Here is a 21,246-nt window from a genome sequence, read left to right as displayed (position 1 = left end):
TGTATCTTTGCCGATTATGGAATTTGACTTAAAAATAACCGACCCAAAAAGTAAAGCTCGAGCAGGAGTTATTACTACCGATCACGGAACTATTGAAACACCCATTTTTATGCCCGTAGGTACTGTGGGTACTGTAAAAGGGGTGCATCAATCTGAACTAAAAGACGAAATAAATCCTGATATCATTTTAGGAAATACCTATCATTTATACTTGCGTCCGAAATTAGAAACCCTAGAGGCTGCCGGAGGTTTGCATAAATTTATGAACTGGGATCGTAATATTTTAACCGATAGTGGCGGATATCAAGTATATTCATTATCTGGAAGAAGAAAAATTAACGAACAAGGCGTAAAGTTTAAAAGTCATATTGATGGCTCAATGCACTTTTTTACGCCCGAAAATGTTATGGAAACACAACGTACCATTGGAGCTGATATTATCATGGCTTTTGATGAATGTACGCCTTATCCATGTGATTATAACTACGCAAAACGCTCGATGCACATGACGCATCGCTGGCTAACACGTTGTATAAATCATCTGGAAAAGTTGCCTTTTAAATACGGACACGAACAAACTTTTTTCCCGATTGTACAAGGAAGTACGTATAAAGATTTAAGACAGCAATCTGCAGAATATATAGCATCTGTAGGAGCGCAAGGAAATGCTATCGGTGGATTATCCGTAGGAGAACCCGCTGAAGAATTATACGCAATGACCGAAATTGTAACCGCTATTTTGCCTGAAGATAAACCTCGTTATTTAATGGGCGTTGGTACGCCAATTAATATCTTAGAAAATATCGCATTAGGTATTGATATGTTCGATTGTGTAATGCCAACTCGAAATGCTCGTAACGGAATGCTATTTACAGCACACGGTTCTATCAATATTAAAAATAAAAAGTGGGAACAAGATTTTTCGCCTATCGATGAAATGGGAATTACCTATGTCGATACGATGTATTCTAAAGCATATTTACGTCATTTATTTGCCGCTAAAGAAATGTTAGGAAAACAAATTGCGTCGATTCATAATCTAGGATTTTACCTGTGGCTGACAAGAGAAGCCCGAAAGCATATTATTGCTGGAGATTTTACGCAATGGAAAGATAAAATGGTCAAACAAATGGACAATCGTTTATAAAATTTTATAAAACATATTTTTTGAAAATACTTGATTGGTACATACTAAAACGTTTTTTGGTAACATTTTTGTTTACCTTATTAATATTGATACCCATTGCGGTAGCAATCGATATTGCCGAAAAAATAGATAAATTTTTACGTGAAGAAACCTTAACTTTTTTTGAAATTGTTAATGATTATTATGTAAATTTTATTATCTATTATGCCAATACTTTTATGCCGTTGGCATTGTTTATAGCGGTGATATTATTTACCTCAAAATTAGCAGGAAATACCGAAATTATCGCTATTAACGGTGCGCAAATATCGTTTACACGTTTTTTATATCCGTATTTTATAGGAGCGACGATTGTTTGTTCGGTTGCTTTATTGATGAATCATTTTTTTGTTCCATCAAGCAGTAAAACACGTAAAACTTTTGAAAGAACCTATCTGAAAAAACGAAAATATTCAGATACAACCATTAGAGAATTTAGTTTACAACTAAATGATAGTACGTATATTTATGTTCAAAGTTTTGATTTGAAAAGAAATACAGGCTACAATTTCACCACAGAAATTTATGACGGAATCCAATTGAAACAACAATTAACCGCAGATAATATCAATTGGAGTGAAAAAGATAGTACTTTTAAACTCTATAATTGGAAAATTAGAAAAATTTTTAAAAATCGAGATAGTATTTTTTCAGGGAATAATATCGATACCACTTTTGCTTTTACGCCTAAAGATTTTAATTACAAAAATGTAATGGCACAAGAAATGAAAACACCTGAATTAATAAAATTCATAGAGATTTCTAAAACACGAGGAATTAAAAACTTAAATATTTACTTGGTAGAATTGTATAAACGTACGAGTTTGCCAATTGCTTGTTATTTTTTAACCTTAATTGCCGTCGCATTGGCGTATAAGAAAAAACGTGGAGGTGTAGGAATAAACTTAACTTTAGGTATTTTCTTAATGTTTTTATATGTTTTCTTTTTAAAAGTAGCAGAAGTTTTAGGAGCAGTTGCTGGTGCAAATGCGTTATTAAATGTATGGGTTCCGAATATTGTCTTTGGATTATTTTCATTTTATTTATATTTTAATGCAAGAAAATAAATTAAAAAACTATCTTCATTTACATCTTATTGTATTTATTTGGGGATTTACTGCCATATTGGGTGCGTTAATTTCGATAGATTCCGTACCATTAGTTTGGTATCGAATGTGTTTGGCGGTGGTTTTTATAGTTATTTATTTTTTATTTCGAAAAATATCGTTTAAAGTTGATAAAAAAGGACTTCTGAAATTTGCTATTTCAGGAGTCATTATAGCAGTGCATTGGGTTACTTTTTTTGAAGCCATAAAAATATCAAATGTTTCGGTAGCCTTAGTAACGATGAGTACCGGTGCTTTTTTTGCCGCACTTATTGAACCGCTATTTTTTAAAAGAAAAATTGCATTCACAGAAATCATCTTAGGATTGTTAATTATAGGTGGTTTGTATTTGATTTTTAATTTCGAAAGTCAATATACATTAGGAATTATCTATGCCTTGATATCGTCTTTTTTATCAGCATTATTTGCGGTTTTAAATGGACTTTTTATCAAAAAATATGATGCTAATATTATTTCATTTTATCAATTATTATTCGGAGCTTTAGGCATTACGCTATACTTGATTTTTGCACAAAAATTTACCGTTCAGTTTTTTCAAATAACAACAAACGATTGGGGCTATTTAATACTATTGAGTAGTATCTGTACGGCGTACGCCTTTATTGCATCTGTAAAAGTGATGAAATATATAACGCCTTATACCGTAATGCTAACGATCAACTTAGAACCTGTTTACGCAATTATTTTAGCCTTATTTATATTTGGAGAAAAAGAACAAATGAGTCCCGAGTTTTATTACGGTGCTTTTATTATTTTAATAATCGTTTTGTTAAACGGAATTTTGAAAAATAAGACCATCATAAAAAACAAAATCAGTAAAAAATAGTATTTTAAGAAAAAGTAGCACACTAAAGAATACATTTTTTTAGTATGTTTGCCTCTACAAAGAACTAAATGATATAATCAAACTATATATAATGGAATATTTAGATTTTGAATTGCCAATAAAAGAATTAGAAGATCAGTTGGTAAAATGTGTTGCTATAGGAGAAGAAAGTGAAGTTGATGTAACAGAAACCTGTAGTAAACTAGAAAAAAAATTAGAAAAAGCTAAAAAAGAAATATACAAAAATTTAACTCCTTGGCAACGTGTACAATTATCGCGTCATCCGAATCGCCCATATACGTTAGATTATATTAACGCTATTTGTGGAGATACCTTTATGGAGTTGCACGGAGATCGTAGTGTAAAAGATGATAAAGCAATGATTGGTGGATTAGGTAAAATAGGCGATCAATCGTTTATGTTTATCGGTCAGCAAAAAGGATATAATACTAAAACACGTCAATATCGTAATTTCGGAATGGCGAATCCAGAAGGATATCGCAAGGCATTACGATTGATGAAAATGGCGGAAAAATTTGGTATTCCTGTAGTAACTTTAGTTGATACGCCAGGTGCATATCCAGGTTTAGAAGCTGAAGAGCGTGGGCAAGGAGAAGCAATTGCACGTAATATCTTGGAAATGACTCGTTTAAAAGTACCTGTTATTACTATTATTATTGGTGAAGGAGCATCAGGAGGAGCTGTTGGTATTGGTGTTGGAAACAGCGTGTATATGATGGAAAATACTTGGTATACGGTAATTTCACCAGAATCATGTTCTTCTATTTTATGGCGTAGTTGGGAATATAAAGAACAAGCTGCTGAAGCTTTGAAATTAACTGCAGAAGACATGAACCGTTTAAAATTAATTGACGGAATAATTAAAGAACCAATCGGTGGTGCTCATGCTGATAGAGCAGGAGCTTTTAAAGCAGTAGAAACTCATATCATAAATACTTTTGATGCTTTAAAAGATTTAACTGAAGCAGCATTAATCACCCAGCGTATGGAGAAATATGAAAATATGGGGATTTATAAAGAATAATAAAGTCGTTATTTTCTAGATTTAGAGAACAAAAAAAGCAATCAAATTTGATTGCTTTTTTTGTTTTACTATGTGAATACTAAGGAATATTTAAAAATTTATGCGTTTGCAATGAAATTCGCCATTTTGGATTTTTCATTACATAATCAATAATTAAAGGCGTCATTTCTTCTTTTTTACTCCATTCAGGTTGTAAAAATAGTTGACATTTTTTTCCTACTTTTTCCGCTTGTTCTTCTGCAAATTGAAAATCATGTTTATTATGAACAATCATTTTCAACTCATCTGCTTCTTTATAACATTCCTTTGTAGGTAATTTTGTTTTTTTAGGAGATAAGCAAAACCAATCCCAAACACCAGAAAAAGCATACGCTCCTGAAGTTTCAATATGCGTTTTCATACCGTTATCTTGCAGTTCTTTCGTAATATAATCTAAAGACCACATTAAAGGCTCTCCACCCGTAATTACTACAGTTTTAGCTTGTTCTTTAGCATTAGAAACAATAATGTCGGTTTTAGTTGGCGGATGTAAACTAGCATTCCAGCTTTCTTTCACATCGCACCAATGACAACCCACATCGCAACCTCCAATTCTAATAAAATAAGCCGCAGTACCTGTGTGCGATCCTTCTCCCTGAATAGTATAAAACTCCTCCATTAATGGAAGCATTTCACCTTTATCAATTAATTCTTGTACTTCTTTTTTCAACATAAGATTGCAAAGATAGTCAACATTAAAATTTTATGAATCATTTTTGTTACTTTTACGTTATTTATCAAGAAAAAAATAAAAAAGAAAAAAAAAGCGATAATAATGAATAAAGCGAACGATTTTTTCAGTTACATTAACCAAGGATATAAAAGTAACGGAGATTTTATCACCTTAGGAGCAGGAATGTTAGGGGAACAAACCATTACAGATGCTTTGGTGAAAATTCCTTTAAAAACGTTAAATCGCCACGGATTAATCGCAGGAGCTACTGGTACAGGAAAAACAAAAACCTTACAAATACTGGCAGAAAATATGTCTGAAAAAGGAATTCCCGTACTATTAATGGATATTAAAGGTGATTTGAGCGGATTAGCAGAACCAAGTCTTGGACATCCAAAAATTGAGGAACGTCATCAAAAAATAGGAATTCCTTTTAATCCAACGAAGTTTCCTGTTGAAATTTTATCTATTTCGGAACAAGAAGGAGTCCGTTTACGTGCAACAGTATCGGAGTTTGGCCCTATTTTACTATCTCGTATTTTAGATCTAACTGAAACACAATCGGGAATTGTAGCTATTATTTTTAAATATTGCGATGATCATAAATTACCATTATTAGATTTAAAAGATTTTAAAAAATTACTTCAGTTTATAACCAACGAAGGAAAAGAAGAACTTCAAGCAGAATACGGACGTATTTCGAGCGCAAGTACAGGCGCTATTTTAAGAAAAATAGTAGCCATAGAACAACAAGGAGGTGATTTGTTTTTTGGTGAAAAATCTTTTGAAGTAGATGATTTAACTCGTGTTGATAAAAATGGACGTGGCGTAATATCAATATTACGTTTAACCGATATTCAAGATAAACCTCAATTATTTTCTACTTTTATGATGCAATTGCTAGCCGAAGTTTATGAAACTTTTCCAGAGCAAGGCGATAGCGATAAACCTGAACTAATTATCTTTATTGATGAAGCACATTTGGTTTTTGAACAAGCATCAAAAGCCTTATTAAATCAGATTGAAAGTATTGTAAAATTAATCCGTTCAAAAGGAGTTGGATTGTATTTTGTAACCCAAAATCCGAAAGATGTTCCAGAAGATATTTTAGCACAATTAGGAATGAAAATTCAGCATGCTTTACGAGCATTTACAGCAAAAGATAGAAAGGCAATTAAATTAGCCTCTGAGAATTATCCCGATTCGGAATATTACGATACTAAAGAGGTATTAACACAATTAGGAATTGGTGAAGCATTGGTATCGGTATTAAATGAAAAAGGAATTCCAACGCCCTTAGCTAGAACAATGTTGCGTGCTCCCATGAGTAGAATGGGCGTGCTTACCGATGCAGAAATTAAAGCAGTTTTAAATAAATCAGCTTTAATAAAAAAGTATAACAATACTGTTGATAGAGAAAGTGCTTATGAGTTATTAAATCAAAAAATTGACGTAATTAATACCCAAAAAAATACGGAAGCTCATCAGCAAGAAACTAAAAAAATAAGCCAAAAAGCAACAACAAGAACCAGTACACGTCAAAATCCACTAATTAAAGTACTAACAAGTGCTACTTTTATCCGTAGCGTATTTGGTATTTTAAAAAAAGTATTGAAATAAAATAAAACAAATACCCTCTTAAAACGTTTTGTAAAAAATAACTAACTAAAATCAGAATAAACAACTAATCCAAATTAAAAAGTAAATTAAAAAGTAAATGAAAAACATAATTAAACCATTAATAATCGCTTTAATCTCCGTAGTATTTATACAATGTGAAAATAGTAAATATGATATTTCGAAAGGAAAAATAGGTGAATTAACCACCAAAACAACCATGCAACAAGTAGAGGTAATTTTTAAAAATGATTCAATTGTAAAAGTTTTAAGCGAAGGAGCAAAGGGAAATAACTTTTTTCAAGAAGATGATAAATACTTAGTTTTTGAAAAAGGAGGAAAGCATTTAATAACGATTGTTCCAAAAGAACAATTAGATTCGATATCAACTATTAAAAGTGTTGAGGTTTTTGACGCCCGTTTTAAAACCAATACAGGGTTGAATATTAATTCTTCATTTCAAGAAATTAACTCGAATAATACGATTAGTAAAATTGAATCGTCATTTTTATCCGTAACCTTATTTATTGATGATTTAAACGCAACAATCTCTTTAGATAAAGAAGATTTAGGGTTAAAAGATTTCAGTACTCAAAAAGTAACTATCGAGCAAATTCCTGATTTAGCAAAAATTAAATCATTCACAATTTGGTTTAATTAAATCTTGATATCAAGCAAAAAAAACAAGGAGTTTAAACGTTTAAACTCCTTGTTTTTTATTTTATATAATCTTTACATCAAAATTAAACCGTAAAAATGGTGAGCAAAACACCTAAAAGAATTGCGGTAAATTTCTTTACATTAAATTTATGATTTTCAGAACTTTCAAAAAGTATAATCGTTGAAATATGAAGAAATACTCCGATAATTAAAGCGGTAATTTCTGTATGATATTCACTAAAAAAAGGAACTTTATCAGAAACTAAAACGCCTAACGGACTCATTATCGCAAAAATACTTAAAAATAAAATTATTTTAAGGTTACTATAATTCGTTTGTAATAAAAAAGTAGTTAGCACAATTGCAATCGGAATTTTATGGACAATAATTGCACCAAGTAAATTGTCGCCAGCATGATGTATCGGCAAACCTTCCGAAAATGCGTGAATACATAAACTTATAAATAACAACCACGGAAATTGTGATTCATCTGAATGTAGATGAATATGTCCGTGTTCCGCTCCTTTCGAAAAAGACTCTAATATCGATTGAATAATAATTCCAACTAAAATTAAAATCCCTATTTTTTTGGCATTTTGCGTGTGCATATAAACCTCAGGAAGCAAATGTAAAATTGTTACTGATAATAAATAAGCACCACTAAAAGCAAGTAATAAACGTACGTGTTTATTGTTCGGTTTTAACAGTAAAACGAGTAAAGCGCCAACTAAAACCGCAATAATTAATAATATATAACTCATTTTATAATTATTCTATAATTATTCTGCAATTAAAATTAATCTATCCGAAGTGTTTTTATCAAAGTCATTTAAAGCATAATCACCAAAAACATGCTTGATTTCTAAACCAGCTTTTTCAAAATAAACTTCCATTTTATCAAGCGTTAAAAATTTTACTTGTTCGGTATAATTATGTTGTTTTTCATCTGCAAAAAAAGAAATATGCTTTAAAATAAAACCGTCTTTAAGTTCTCTTTTTATATGAAATTCAATGCCATCGATCGTTTTTATTTCATCAGTAACTAATGAATTTTTAACTTTTTCAACATTTAAAAAATCGAGAACACAAACGCCTTTTTCTTGTAAGCCATTTTTGATGTTTTTTAAAATAGCAATATCTTCTGAATCATCATCAAAATAACCAAAACTCGTAAATAAATTAAAAATAGCGTCGTATTTTTTAGATAAAGGCGTTCGCATATCCCAAACTTCAAAATGAAGGGTTTCATTTTCAAATTTTTGGGCATATTCGATGCTATTTTTACTTAAATCTCCTCCAGTAACCTTGTATCCTAGCGAATTTAAATAGACCGAATGTCGTCCTTTTCCACAAGGCAAATCAGCAATATGACTGTGTTTTGGTAGTTTTAAAAATGAGGTGATATTTCGCATGAAAAATTGCGCATCAGCATCATTTCTATGTTTGTATAAGGTGTGATAATAAGTTGTGTCGAACCAAGCGGTAAACCAGTTTGTTGTTTTCATAAGTATAAGGTCTGCAAAAATACATAAATCTTACGTTTTTTAGATTGAAACAAGAAAAGATTCCTATCAACCCAAAATAAGCTGTACTTTTGCAATGAAATTTTACAATTATATGGAGAAAGATTTTAAAATGACCGCCATTACCATGGCAGGTTTAGAAGGCGTATTAGCAGATGAACTAAGAAAACTAGGGGCTCAAGACGTTAAAGAAGGAATACGTAATGTTTCTTTTAAAGGAGATACAGGATTTATGTACAAAGCGAATATTGCGTTGCGTACGGCAATTCGTATTTTAAAACCAATTAAAAAAAGTAAAATTTTTGATGAAGAAGATTTATACGAAGCAATTCAGCGTGTAAAATGGGATAAATATATTGATGTTGATGGAACTTTTGCTATCGGTGCAGTGGTAAATTCTAAAAATTTTACGACCAATTCACATTATATTAGTTTAAAATCGAAAGATGCCATTGCTGATTATTTTGTCAATAAATATAAAAAACGTCCGAATGTTGATTTAAAATATCCAGATGTTAAAGTTCATATTCATATTCATAATGAATGGCTAACAATTTCCCTAGATTCTTCAGGAGATTCTCTACATAAAAGAGGCTACAGAAGTGCTACGAATATTGCCCCAATTAATGAGGTTTTAGCCGCAGGATTGGTGTTATTATCAGGATATAAAGGCGAAGAAAATTTTATCGATCCAATGTGTGGTTCAGGTACAATTTTAATTGAAGCCGCTATGATTGCTAATAATATTCCTGCAAATATCAATCGAAAACATTTTGCGTTTGAAAATTGGAAAGATTATGATGAAGAATTATATTTCGTAATTCAAGATGCTTTGTTGAAAAAAATTACCAGTTCACATTTTAAAATAATGGGATTTGATAAAGCACCTTCAGCTGTTACCAAGGCGAAACAGAATGTTATTAATGCGAATTTAGAAGAATTTATAGGAATACATCATGTAAACTTTTTCAACTCTAAAAAAGAGGTATTTGGTAACACAACTATTTTATTTAATCCGCCTTATGGTGAGCGTTTAAATATTGATGTTGAAGAATTTTATACCAAAATCGGAGATACCTTAAAACATAATTATCCGAATTCAACAGCTTGGTTAATTACTTCGGATATGTTAGCGTTAAAACACGTTAGATTACGAACTTCAAAAAGAATACCGCTTAAAAATGCCGATTTAGATTGTCGTTTTGTAAAATATGAACTTTACGAAGGAAGTAAAAGAGTCAAAAATGATTTTGTTGATGAAACAACAAAAGAAAGAGATGATGAATAATCTTAAAATTATATAAAAAAATCCGCTGAAATTTTCAGCGGATTTTTTTGTTATTTACTTTAAAAAGTAAAAACTTGATTAAATGTAAATTATGAGTTTTTATTATTTTTGTTCTTTGTTAAAAAGTAAATTATCTCGGGTGTTTTTTTGAACGGTAATTGCTCCGAAAATACCCAATAAAAATGCAAATGCATAAAAACCTTTTTCACTAGGTAATAAAGTGGCATTATAGAGTCCAACGATTAATAGTGTGATTGATAAAATAGTTCCAAACCAACAAATTCCATAGTAAATGTCAGTAACAGGGTATCCTTCAATTTTATCTCGAACACTTTTTTGAAGAGAAACAACGGCAAAAAGACCAAACATTAATACTGTAAAATAATATCCTTTTTCATTTAATGGCATTTCAGCCCTAGATAATCCAATTAAATAACCAATGATACCTGTACTTAATGCAACCCAAGAAGCTATGACAAATGCTTTTGATGTTTTTTCCATTTTTTTAGTTTAATTTATTTTAAAAAAAAACAGCATTTAGTTTCCTAAATGCTGTTTTAAATATATTTAATAAAAAATATTAGTTGTTTACAGAATCGCTTAAACCAGCACCTGCTTTAAACTTTACTACATTTTTAGCAGCAATTTGAATTTCTTTTCCTGTTTGAGGGTTTCTACCTGTTCTAGCAGCTCTTTCAGAAACAGACCAAGTTCCCCATCCAACTAATGCTACTTTATCTCCACTTTTTAAAGAATTAGTAACGTTAGACGTTAAAGAGTCTAATGCAAGTTTCGCAGAAGCTTTAGAAATTCCTGCATCAGCAGCCATTGCATCGATTAAATCTGATTTGTTCATAATTTGAATACGTTTTAAAATTAACTTTTGTTTTTTGCTTTATAGCTCAACAAATATAGTAGGAATGCGGTATTGTACAAGTTTTTAGCTTAAAAAAACATCAGATTGTTAATAAAATATCATAAAATGTTAATAACCTTGGTTCTTTTTTCTGATAATCTATAAAACCTTATGAATAAAGGGTTACAGGGCTTTTGCATCTTCATTAAAATGAAAGCCATTTAATAAACTTTTAGCGTCCATTAATTTTTTCCCTGAAATTTTAAGTTGTTCAATAATAAGGTATCCATCTTTCACGGCAATTTTAAGTTCTTTTTTGGAGGCTACAATTTTTCCGTTTGCTAAATTATGTGACGTAAATTCTTTCGTAACGCCATATATTTTAGCAGAAATTTCAGTTTCTCCATTTTGAATAGTGGTCCAAGCAGCAGGATACGGATTCAATCCACGGATATGATTGTAAATATCAGTTAATGATTTTGACCAATCTATTTTACAAGTATCAGTAAATAATTTATAAGCTGTTTTTTCTTCTAATTCGGGTTGTTTGGTCGTTTTTACAGTTCCTTTAGCAATTAAATCTAAGGTTTTAGCAACTAAATTTGCACCGAGATACATTAATTTATCATGTAATTCGCCTACAATTTCATTTTCTTTAATTTCCACGGATTCTTGTAAAATAATTTCACCAGTATCAATTTTATCATCAATAAAAAAAGTACTAACGCCTGTTTTTGTTTCGCCGTTGATAATTGCCCAATTAATCGGTGCCGCACCACGATAATCAGGTAATAAAGAAGCGTGTAGGTTAAAAGTTCCAAATTCAGGCATTGCCCAAACCGATTTTGGCAACATTCTAAAAGCGACCACAATTTGTAAATTGGCATTCCAATTTTTTAACGCAGTTTGAAATGCCTCATTTTTTAAATTTGTAGGCTGTAAAATGGGTAAATCTTGAGAAAGTGCATATTTTTTTACCGCCGATTCATTTAATTTACGACCTCTTCCAGCAGGTTTATCAGGAGCGGTAATAACGCCTACAACGGTATAATTATGTTCAATAAGATGTTTTAAAATGGTTACTGCAAAATCGGGCGTTCCCATAAAAACGATGCGTAAATCTCTCATTTCTTAAATTTTAGTAAGTTTTAGTTAATTTTTTAGTAATTTATGCTGATTTTTTTGAAAAAAATAAATTAACATAAAGAATAATGATTATTTGAAATCGCTATTTTTTCTTCGGATATCAATACTTGTAAAAGTATTAAAATGTGCGCTTCTTTTTGAGCGAGATGCAGGGCGATTTCAGAAACTGTTAAGGTATTTTGTTGCGATAAAAGTTTGATAATATCCGTAGAATTTACTGTAAAAGTACGTTTTTCTTGTAGGCAAACATCACAAATACCACATTTTTCAGTGCTATTTTCATCAAAATAGGCTAATAATTGAATACTTCGACAACGTGTATTGTTTTTAATAAAACGAATTAATTTTTTATTTTTCCGTTTTTTTTGATTCAAATATGCCTTTATATTTTTAGAAACGCGATTAATTGTAGTGTCATCTTCCCGTGGATGCAGAAAATATAATTCAGTCGTATCGGTTGTTTTATGATATTCTAATAAATTATCAGCAACCATTCGTTCGAGTTCTTCGCTTACTTTATCCGAGGTAATTCCTGCTTTTTTGGCGATAAAAAACTCATCAATTTTTATTGGATTTTCAAAAACACCTGTGTATAAACGTAAAAGTGTTTGTATAAATTTTTTACTTGCCAGATTTTTGTGTGTTTTCTGTACGTGTAAAATTTGTTGGCTAGTCACGGTAAACAAAATACTTGATTTCTGATTAAAATTAGTATTTAATTCAATAATTCCGTGGCTATTTAAAATTTGTAGGGCGTTGTAGGTTTTTTTGGGTGCTATTTGATATTTATCACAAAATTCGAGTAGGTTAAAACCGAAAGGTGTTTCAATAAGTTCGCCATTGGTAATTTGAAAATGTTGGTATAATTGTCGATGAATAGTCTTTATTTCCTTGATTGTTGGTAATGATTTCTCTAATAAAATTTGACTGTCTGTAAGTTCATTTTTATTGGTTAAAACCACTGAAAATGCTTTATTTCCATCACGTCCGCCACGTCCTGCTTCTTGAATATAATTTTCTATCGATGCGGGAAGATTTACATGAACCACGACTTTTACATTCGGTTTATCGATTCCCATTCCAAAGGCATTGGTCGCAACGATAATAGGTGTTTTTTCGGTCATCCAATTATCAAAAGCCCGTTGTTTATCTAAAACAGATAATCCTGCATGATAAAAACTACTTTTAAAACCATTGGCATTTAAATATGCCGAAATATTTTTGGTTCGAGCTCTCGAATTGGCATATACAATCGCAGGAGCTTTTGTTTTGATGAAAATCTGTTTTAATTGATGAAGCGTATCTTGGGTATCAAAAATTTGATACGCTAAATTTTTTCGATAAAAAGATTTTTTAAAAATTTTGGGCTTGTCTAACGTTAAAGAAATAACAATATCTTCAAGTACTTTTTGAGTTGCCGTAGCTGTTAATGCGATAAAAGGAACATTTGGTTGTAGTTCTTTTAAAAGTGCTATTTTTTGATAGGAAGGACGAAAATCATGCCCCCATTCTGAAATACAATGCGCTTCATCAATAGCAATTAAATTGACGTGTAACTGTTTTATTTTATCCTGAATAAATCGAGATTGTAAGCGTTCGGGAGAAATATATAAGAATTTTATATGCCCAAATCGGATATTATCAAAAAGGGTAATAATAGCATCTTGAGAACTTCCAGAAGTAATTGAAGTTGCTTTAATACCTTTAGCAACAAGACTTTTTACTTGGTCTTGCATCAAAGCAATTAAGGGCGAAATAACAATACAAACACCATCACTCATTAAAGCAGGAACTTGAAAACAAATCGATTTTCCACCGCCAGTAGGCAATAAAGCAACCGTATCTTCGCCCGCTAAAACAGCCTTGATAATTTCTTGTTGTGGCGTTCTAAAAGAGTCGTGTTTCCAATACTGTTGTAGTATCGCTGTTGATTTTTCAGACATCAATCTAAGTTATAACTTATAAGATTTAAAGACATTAGAACAATTATAACGATTGTAAAATAAAATCACATCGCTCTTTTACAGGTGCAAAAGGTACTTGAATAATATCGTAGCCAACCTCTAGATACGTTTCTTTTAAAAAGTTATCGATTTTAACGGCTTGATCAAAAGTTTCATAACGTTCATTATCCGAAGTATAAATACTTTTCCAAGGCGAACACATAAAAACTTTGTTATACACATATTGTTGACTTTTCTGCTTATAAATAGGCGGATATTCACTACCTAAATAATTCATATATGCATGTATATCAGGGATTCCTCTATCAAAAAAAACAAGATCAGTATTGTATTTTTCAGCCTCTAAATATTGTTGTTCTCTGCCTTGTAATAACATTTCACTAAAAAGTAAGGGTTGCTCTAAAAACAATTGGTCAATGCCTTCTTTTTGTGCTTTTTGTATTACTTCTCTTGAAATTTCAGGCATACAATTATAGCCGAGGTTTATAAACTCGTTTAAAATTGAAGACTTACCGGTACCAGGACCTCCTATTAAAACTATTTTTTGTTGCATGATGCAAAAATATACGTTTCAATTTATAAATGTAACAAATACTGCAATAAATAAGCAATTAATAATGTAATTTTGTGATAAATCATTTTTAAAAACTACTTTTCAGCTATTTTAATTGATTTTATTCTGATTTCTAAATTTTAGAATTAAACAAGTAGAAATAAGCATAAACAAGTACAAAACAAACAATATTATGTCAGATAGAGACGCATTTTACATCAAATTAAAAGGACAATTAGAAGATACGACCAAATTTCCAAGTAAATACTTATTCAAATTTATTGTACCTACCGATGAAAATCAGGAAGAAGAAGTAAAACAAATCTTCGATACAGCAGGCGCTGTTATTGAAACAAAAATGTCAAAAACAGGAAAATATCATAGTATTTCTATCTTCTTAAATGTTAAAACTTCCGAAGAAGTAATTGAATACTACAAAAAAGCAGACGTTATTAAAGGAATAATCTCTTTGTAAATACCAAATAAAATAGATTCATAAAGAAAATTATATCATCAATAAAAAATGAACAATATTCAAAAAATTGAGAAAATAATCCTTTTATTTATCAGTGTTTTTATCATTTCCTGCGATTTTATTAGCCTGAAAACACAAAAACAAACACAACATACACCGATTGCAACCGTTTATAATAAAAATCTTTATAAAAAAGATATTCAAGAATTAGTCCCTAAAAATATCAGTAAAAAAGATAGCTTAATCGTCGTAAAAGGACTTATTTATTCATGGGCAAAACAAGAACTATTACTCACCAAAGCTGTTGAAAATATCTCCGATGTTAATACCGAAAAAATAGAAAATTTAGTAAATAGTTACAAAAAAAGTCTATACATAAACGGCTACAAAGAACGATTGATTAAACAACAATTAGATACGGTCGTATCTGAAGAAGCAATAACATTATATTATCAAAAAAATAAAGAAAATTTTAAACTAAATCAAGAACTATTACAATTCGAATATGTGTATTTTGGAAAAGATTTCTTAGATAAAAAAGAAACTATCAAAAATTTTAAATCGACCAAAGAAGAAGATCGAGAAGAATTAGAACGCCATTTATTAAACTTTAAATCGTACCGATTGCAAGATACTACTTGGGTGCCTTTTTCTACTTTGAAAAAAATGATTCCGCCTTTTAGAACAAAAACAAAAGAGGGTTTGTTAAAAATTTCTAAATTCGTACAAAAAGAAGATAGTTTAGGAGTATATTTGGTGGCTGTAAAAAATAGGTTGCCAATAAACGCAACCGCACCATTAACTTTTGTAAGCCCACGGATTAAACAAATAATCTTACACAAAAGAAAATTAGAATTAATAAGAGACATAGAAAAAACGCTGATAAATGATGCCATTCAAAACAAAAATTTTAAAGAATACTAGTATTTTATGTGCCTTTCTTTTAGCAACTTTAACTGCTATAAATGCCCAAGAAAATACACAACAAACCAAAATAGACGGCGTAGCAGTAGTAATCGGTAAAAATATTGTTTTAGATTCTGATATCGATAAATTTAAACAAGAAGTTGAGGTTAGAAGCGAAGGGAAAATAAAAATTACCGACTGTGAAATGTTAGAGGAATTAATGCAACAAAAATTACTCGCACATCACGGTGTAATTGATAGTGTCGTAGTTGCTCAAGCAGATATTGATAGCAGAGTAAAACGAAGTATCGCTTACTTTACCAATGAATACGGAAGTGAAGAAAAAGTAATTAAAGCATACGGTTTTAACGATATTGAAGATCTTAAAAAAGAATTATCAAGAGTACAAAAAGAAAATCTTCTTATTGAAAAAGAACAGTTGAAAATCACCGAAAAAATAGCCGTAACTCCAGAAGAAATACGTGTTTATTTTAAAGGATTACAAGATAAAAATGAATTGCCAGAAATTCCTGCAGAAGTAGAAATTGCACAATTAGTGTTAAAAGCAAGTCCTACAGCACAAGAAATAACACGTGTTATCGATAAACTTACCGAAATTAAAAAACAAGTCGAAGCAGGTGCAAGTTTTAAATTAAAAGCAATTATAAATTCTGATGATCCTAGTGCCGCACAAAATAGCGGAAATATGGGAATTATCACCAAAGAAACAAATTTTGTAAAAGAGTTTAAAGAAGTCGCTTTCTCCTTAGAAGAAGGACAAGTTTCTGAACCTTTTAAATCACCTTTCGGATACCATATTATTTTATTGAACAAAATCAGAGGGAATGGACGTGAAGTTTCTCATATTTTATTGCAACCAGAAATTGCCGATGAAAAATTAAAAGAAACAAAAGAAACGATTCAAAAAGTGGTAAAAGAAATTAAAGATGGTACGCTAACTTTTGAACAAGCCGTTAAAAAATATTCCGAAGAAGAAGAAACTAAAAGTAATGGCGGATTAATTATCAATCCATATACCCAAGAAACAACCTTCGAATTAACTAGAATGGCTCCCGATTTATTTGGTAGAATTAGCGAACTTAATCAAGGAGATTTATCTGATATTTTTTACGATGAAACTCGTGAAGGTGAAAAAATGTACAAAGTAATTCATTTGAAAACAAAAACAAAAACGCATAAAGCAAACATTATTGACGATTACGTACGAATGCAAAAATTTGCGCTAGCAAAAAAGAAAGAAGAACAAATTACGAAATGGTCAAAAGAAAAAATTAAAGAAACGTACATTAAATTAGCCAAAGATTATAAAAAATGTACCTTCAAAAAAGATTGGAAAAAAGAAATAAATACCAAATAATAAATTCTTTTACGAAATAGTATTCTTTTTTTTTAAGATTATTCAAGATTCCTGCTTTTTAGCGGGAATCTTAGTTTTATAATAAATTTTATTAATTTGTAAATCACTATTTTTGAAATTATTCAAAATTATTTAAACATATTTATCTAAAACTTAAAAAATACTATGTCTGATGTAATCGCTGTAAATAATTTAGTAAAACAATTCAACCAATTACAACAAGAAATAGGTAAAGTGATAATCGGTCAGCAAGAAGCGGTTAATTATACCTTAGTTTCCATTTTTTGTGGCGGACATTCGCTTTTAATTGGCGTGCCTGGTTTGGCAAAAACATTATTAGTAAATACGATTTCAGAAGTACTTGGCTTGGAATTTAATCGTATTCAATTTACACCCGATTTAATGCCTTCGGATATTTTAGGAAGTGAAATTTTAGATGAAAATCGTCAATTTAAATTTATAAAAGGCCCTATTTTTTCAAATATTATTTTAGCTGATGAAATTAACCGAACGCCTCCGAAAACACAGGCAGCATTACTTGAAGCAATGCAAGAAAAATCAGTAACTATTTCAGGAAATCAGTATAAATTAGATACGCCTTTCTTTGTATTAGCTACTCAAAATCCGATAGAACAAGAAGGAACGTATCCGTTGCCAGAAGCGCAGTTAGACCGATTCATGTTTTCGATTCATTTAGAATATCCAACATTTGAACAGGAAGTTCAGGTGGTTAAAAATACGACATCAACAAAAAATCAAAAAATAAAAACAATTCTTTCTTCACAAGAAATTTTAGAAATTCAACAATTAATTCGAAAAATTCCTGTTGCCGATAATGTAATTGAATATGCGGTAGGTTTAGTAGCTAAAACACGTCCGAAATCAGCAAAAGCAACCACACTTATTAAAAAATATATCGATTGGGGAGCAGGACCAAGAGCGTCGCAAAACCTCATTTTAGCCGCAAAAGCATATGCCGCTATAAATGGTAAATTTTCTCCAGATATTGAAGATGTTCAAGCAGTTGCAATCCCGATATTATCGCACAGAATTGTTAAAAATTATAAAGCCGAAGCCGAAGGAATTCATAGTAAAGAAATTATTAAATCGTTATTTTAATACTTTAAATCAAAACTAAAATATATAATTATGAAAAAAATACTGCTATATACCATCTTATTAGTAAGTATGATTTCTTGTCAAGTGGCATCAGAAAAACAAGAAGAAAAACAAGAAGAAAGTGATAAAAATAACAAAAAAGACATTCTAAATGTTTTGAAAATGCAAGAAAAAGCATGGTCAAAACATGATTTAGAAGGCTATATGCAAGGATATTGGAAAAATGATTCCCTAAAGTTTTACGGAAGTAACGGACTTACTTACGGCTGGAATAAAACATTGGAAAATTATAAAAAAGGCTATCCAACAAAAGAAGATACAGGAATTTTGAAATTTAAAATCAATGATGTTTCTAAAATTAATGATAATTCATATTTTGTAATGGGAGCATATTATTTGACTAGAAAAACAGGAAATGCAAACGGTGTTTTTATGATTATTTTCAAGAAAATAAACGAAGAATGGAAAATTATTGCCGATACTTCTTGCTAATTAAAAACCCCCACTTTTAAAGTGGGGGTTTTTGGTAAGCGTCAGATAAACCTGAAAAAATTATCAAAATAAATTATTAGATTGATTATTGTTTACTTTCTTCTTTTCTTGAAAGTATCAAATTTACTTGTTTTCTGCTTTGGCCAATGATTGTTAGTAGTATCAATATCGGCTGTTTCTAAATCTGGATCTACAACAAAACTCTTTATTTCTTTATCCGAAGTGAAAACACGAAACACTTTAGTATCATCTTTCATCCATATTTTTGCAGGAAATTTTTCTCGTTTTTTGCTACCATCAGCATAGGTTAATTCTACAATAATTGGCATTGGCAAACCTCCTGGTTTTTCAAATTCAACCTGATATATATAGTCAGGAATCGTTTTTAAACTTGCTTTTTTATCCGAAGATAATGAATTAACATATCTTTTTACAGAATAAGAATTCGCATCATTTTTATTGGTCGTTAAAAAAACTAACTTTCCTAAACCTGCAAAATAAGAAGGATATTGTTCTTGTAATTTCTTTGTTTGTTCGTTCGGTTTATCGCTTAAATATAAACTTTTAACATCTTTGATACCAATATCAACATAATCAGTTGCGTAAAACCAACCTCTCCAAAACCAGTCTAAATCCATTCCTGAAGCATCTTCCATTGTTCTGAAAAAATCAGCAGGAGTAGGGTGTTTAAACATCCATCTTTTAGCGTAGGTTCTAAAGGCAAAATCAAATAATTCTGGTCCCATGATGGTTTTACGTAACAAATACAAGCCCGCCGCTGGTTTGGTATAAGCGTTAGGTCCGAAGTTTTTTACGTAATCGCCTTGCGACATAATCGGTGTTAATTTATTCTGATCTAAACTCATATAACGCACAATATCTTTGGGTAATTTTTTAGTATTGAAGTTCGGATCATAGTCTAATTCAGCTAATATTTCAACAAAAGAATTTAAACCTTCATCCATCCAAGTCCATTGACGCTCATCAGAATTTACAATCATTGGAAAGAAATTATGCCCAACTTCGTGTGTAATTACGCCAATCATTCCATTTTTAACTCTATCAGAATATGTTCCATCAGGGTTTGGTCGTCCGTAGTTAAAGCAAATCATCGGATATTCCATTCCTTGGTCTTTTGCGTGTATCGATATCGCTTTTGAGTACGGATAATCAAAAGTCATTTTAGAATATTCTTCCAATGTATTGGCAACAACTCGGGTAGAATGCTCTTCCCATAACGGATTTCCTTCCTTAGGATACAACGACACCGCCATCACATTTTTACCGTTAATATTTACTGCCATTTCGTCCCAAATATATTTTCTTGAAGATGCAAAGGCATAATCACGCACATTAATTGCTTTAAAATGCCATGTTTTTGTTTTGGTACTTTGTTCTTTTTCATTTTCTTCTGCTTCTTCTTGCGTAACAATAAAAACAGGATCTTTATAAGATGTTTTTGCTTTCTCTAAACGGTTTCGTTGTTGTTTGGTCAGTACATTTTTTGCGTTTTGTAATTCACCAGTTGCCGCTACAATATGATCGGCAGGTACGGTTAATTTAACATCGTAATCACCAAATTCTAACGCCCATTCACTGCGTCCGTAAAACTGCATATTTTGCCAACCCTCTACGTTATCATAGACTGCCAATCGAGGAAAAAATTGTGCAATGGTATAATTTTTATTGCCATCAGGAAATAATTCAAAACCAGAACGTCCGCCATCAATTACCGAATTATTAATTAAATAATTCCATTTGATTCTAAATTTAAAAATTTCACCAGAAGCAATCGCTTTTGATAAATTGATACGCATCATCGTATTGTTGATAGTGTACGATAATTCGGTACCATCGCCATTTTTTACGGCTTCTATTTTAAAACCAAAATCTTTTGGTTTGCTCATGTTGGTCGCAACGAATTTTTCAGGAGTTTGAAAAGCACTTGCACTTGTCGATTCAATTAAAGGACTTTGAGAATCGGGCGCACGCATATTTTGATCCAATTGTATCCATAAATATTCCAATTTATCTTTAGAATTATTATGATATGTAATTGTCTGATCACCGTATAATTTATCGTTTTTTTCGTCTAAATGCAACACCATTGCATAATCCACTTTTTGTTGCGTGTATTGATGCCCTGGAGCTCCAGATGCGGTGCGTTGGTCATTTGGAGTTGGTAATAGGTCTTTTAATTGACGAAATTTATTTTGATCCGTATGACCTTTTTGAGGTGTTTTTTGTGCAAATATTGTCGATGAAGCAAAAATAGCCACCACCAACAGGGTATAATATTTTCTCATTTTTTATTTTGAGTTTAATTAAGTTTGATTTTTAGACTTTTAGTTTGATATTAAGTTTGATTTTTTA

At 30.8% G+C, this 21,246-nt stretch carries 21 protein-coding genes; 12 read left to right on the top strand and 9 right to left on the bottom strand.

Annotated features, from left to right (window positions below; genetic code table 11):
* The first annotated feature begins 16 nt into the window (after positions 1-16).
* The 4 genes from tgt to L0U72_RS09635 all read left to right on the top strand — a co-directional run bounded on the left by tgt (position 17) and on the right by L0U72_RS09635 (position 4,184).
* Entirely contained in the window at positions 17-1,147 is a 1,131-nt protein-coding gene (tgt, locus tag L0U72_RS09650; RefSeq protein WP_101917127.1) for a tRNA guanosine(34) transglycosylase Tgt, read from the top strand.
* 20 nt (positions 1,148-1,167) lie between these two features.
* Positions 1,168-2,253: an LptF/LptG family permease gene (locus L0U72_RS09645; protein WP_193706492.1), complete on the top strand. Its 1,086-nt coding sequence runs from the start codon at positions 1,168-1,170 to the stop codon at positions 2,251-2,253.
* Positions 2,240-3,139: a DMT family transporter gene (locus L0U72_RS09640; protein ID WP_233898994.1), complete on the top strand. Its 900-nt coding sequence runs from the start codon at positions 2,240-2,242 to the stop codon at positions 3,137-3,139. Before L0U72_RS09645 ends, L0U72_RS09640 begins: the two co-directional genes overlap by 14 nt.
* Positions 3,140-3,230: 91 nt before the next feature.
* Positions 3,231-4,184, top strand: a complete 954-nt coding sequence (locus L0U72_RS09635; protein ID WP_233897187.1) for an acetyl-CoA carboxylase carboxyltransferase subunit alpha — start codon at positions 3,231-3,233, stop codon at positions 4,182-4,184.
* Between the two features lie 79 nt (positions 4,185-4,263).
* On the opposite strand, the gene L0U72_RS09630 is transcribed toward L0U72_RS09635, so the two are convergent.
* Complete coding sequence (locus tag L0U72_RS09630) at positions 4,264-4,896, bottom strand: 7-carboxy-7-deazaguanine synthase QueE (RefSeq protein WP_193700022.1); 633 nt, start codon at positions 4,894-4,896, stop codon at positions 4,264-4,266.
* A gap of 102 nt (positions 4,897-4,998) precedes the next feature.
* Between L0U72_RS09630 and L0U72_RS09625 the strand changes: the two genes are divergently transcribed.
* Both L0U72_RS09625 and L0U72_RS09620 read left to right on the top strand, forming a co-directional pair.
* Positions 4,999-6,516 (top strand): helicase HerA-like domain-containing protein, encoded by a 1,518-nt coding sequence (locus L0U72_RS09625; protein WP_101917124.1) that lies wholly within the window; start codon positions 4,999-5,001, stop codon positions 6,514-6,516.
* 97 nt (positions 6,517-6,613) lie between these two features.
* Entirely contained in the window at positions 6,614-7,174 is a 561-nt protein-coding gene (locus L0U72_RS09620; RefSeq protein WP_233898993.1) for a hypothetical protein, read from the top strand.
* A gap of 82 nt (positions 7,175-7,256) precedes the next feature.
* Here the strand turns inward: L0U72_RS09620 and L0U72_RS09615 are convergent, their stop codons facing one another.
* Together L0U72_RS09615 and L0U72_RS09610 are read right to left on the bottom strand one after the other, a co-directional pair.
* Positions 7,257-7,934, bottom strand: a complete 678-nt coding sequence (locus tag L0U72_RS09615; RefSeq protein WP_233898992.1) for a ZIP family metal transporter — start codon at positions 7,932-7,934, stop codon at positions 7,257-7,259.
* An 18-nt stretch (positions 7,935-7,952) separates the two neighbouring features.
* Positions 7,953-8,678: a class I SAM-dependent methyltransferase gene (locus L0U72_RS09610; RefSeq protein WP_101917121.1), complete on the bottom strand. Its 726-nt coding sequence runs from the start codon at positions 8,676-8,678 to the stop codon at positions 7,953-7,955.
* A gap of 112 nt (positions 8,679-8,790) precedes the next feature.
* Between L0U72_RS09610 and L0U72_RS09605 the strand changes: the two genes are divergently transcribed.
* Positions 8,791-9,984: a THUMP domain-containing class I SAM-dependent RNA methyltransferase gene (locus L0U72_RS09605; protein WP_233898991.1), complete on the top strand. Its 1,194-nt coding sequence runs from the start codon at positions 8,791-8,793 to the stop codon at positions 9,982-9,984.
* Positions 9,985-10,086: 102 nt separating this feature from the next.
* On the opposite strand, the gene yiaA is transcribed toward L0U72_RS09605, so the two are convergent.
* From yiaA to L0U72_RS09580, 5 genes are all read right to left on the bottom strand, one after another.
* On the bottom strand, positions 10,087-10,485 hold the full coding sequence (gene yiaA / locus L0U72_RS09600; protein WP_233898990.1) for an inner membrane protein YiaA: 399 nt from the start codon (positions 10,483-10,485) through the stop codon (positions 10,087-10,089).
* A 79-nt stretch (positions 10,486-10,564) separates the two neighbouring features.
* Positions 10,565-10,840, bottom strand: coding sequence for an HU family DNA-binding protein (locus L0U72_RS09595; RefSeq protein WP_101917119.1), 276 nt, complete (start codon positions 10,838-10,840; stop codon positions 10,565-10,567).
* Between the two features lie 183 nt (positions 10,841-11,023).
* On the bottom strand, positions 11,024-11,968 hold the full coding sequence (fmt, locus tag L0U72_RS09590) for a methionyl-tRNA formyltransferase (protein WP_233861877.1): 945 nt from the start codon (positions 11,966-11,968) through the stop codon (positions 11,024-11,026).
* Positions 11,969-12,036: 68 nt separating this feature from the next.
* Entirely contained in the window at positions 12,037-13,929 is a 1,893-nt protein-coding gene (locus L0U72_RS09585) for a RecQ family ATP-dependent DNA helicase (protein WP_233898989.1), read from the bottom strand.
* 43 nt (positions 13,930-13,972) lie between these two features.
* Complete coding sequence (locus L0U72_RS09580) at positions 13,973-14,503, bottom strand: AAA family ATPase (protein ID WP_233884950.1); 531 nt, start codon at positions 14,501-14,503, stop codon at positions 13,973-13,975.
* Positions 14,504-14,696: 193 nt separating this feature from the next.
* On the opposite strand from L0U72_RS09580, the gene L0U72_RS09575 reads away from it, so the two are divergent.
* The 5 genes from L0U72_RS09575 (at position 14,697) to L0U72_RS09555 (ending at position 18,873) form a co-directional block, all read left to right on the top strand.
* Positions 14,697-14,978, top strand: a complete 282-nt coding sequence (locus tag L0U72_RS09575) for a DUF493 family protein (RefSeq protein WP_233898988.1) — start codon at positions 14,697-14,699, stop codon at positions 14,976-14,978.
* 48 nt (positions 14,979-15,026) lie between these two features.
* Positions 15,027-15,902 (top strand): hypothetical protein, encoded by an 876-nt coding sequence (locus L0U72_RS09570; protein WP_233898987.1) that lies wholly within the window; start codon positions 15,027-15,029, stop codon positions 15,900-15,902.
* On the top strand, positions 15,865-17,262 hold the full coding sequence (locus tag L0U72_RS09565; RefSeq protein ID WP_233861873.1) for a peptidylprolyl isomerase: 1,398 nt from the start codon (positions 15,865-15,867) through the stop codon (positions 17,260-17,262). Before L0U72_RS09570 ends, L0U72_RS09565 begins: the two co-directional genes overlap by 38 nt.
* Positions 17,263-17,427: 165 nt before the next feature.
* Complete coding sequence (locus L0U72_RS09560) at positions 17,428-18,381, top strand: AAA family ATPase (protein ID WP_233861871.1); 954 nt, start codon at positions 17,428-17,430, stop codon at positions 18,379-18,381.
* 30 nt (positions 18,382-18,411) lie between these two features.
* Positions 18,412-18,873, top strand: coding sequence for a nuclear transport factor 2 family protein (locus L0U72_RS09555; protein WP_233898986.1), 462 nt, complete (start codon positions 18,412-18,414; stop codon positions 18,871-18,873).
* 92 nt (positions 18,874-18,965) lie between these two features.
* On the opposite strand, the gene L0U72_RS09550 is transcribed toward L0U72_RS09555, so the two are convergent.
* Positions 18,966-21,179, bottom strand: a complete 2,214-nt coding sequence (locus L0U72_RS09550) for a M1 family metallopeptidase (protein ID WP_233898985.1) — start codon at positions 21,177-21,179, stop codon at positions 18,966-18,968.
* Positions 21,180-21,246: the final 67 nt, after the last annotated feature.

Source organism: Tenacibaculum piscium (genome assembly GCF_021390755.1).
Taxonomy (GTDB): Bacteria; Bacteroidota; Bacteroidia; order Flavobacteriales; family Flavobacteriaceae; genus Polaribacter; species Polaribacter piscius.
Note: the sequence above shows the minus strand (reverse complement) of the source record. Positions and strands in the feature narration are given on the sequence as shown.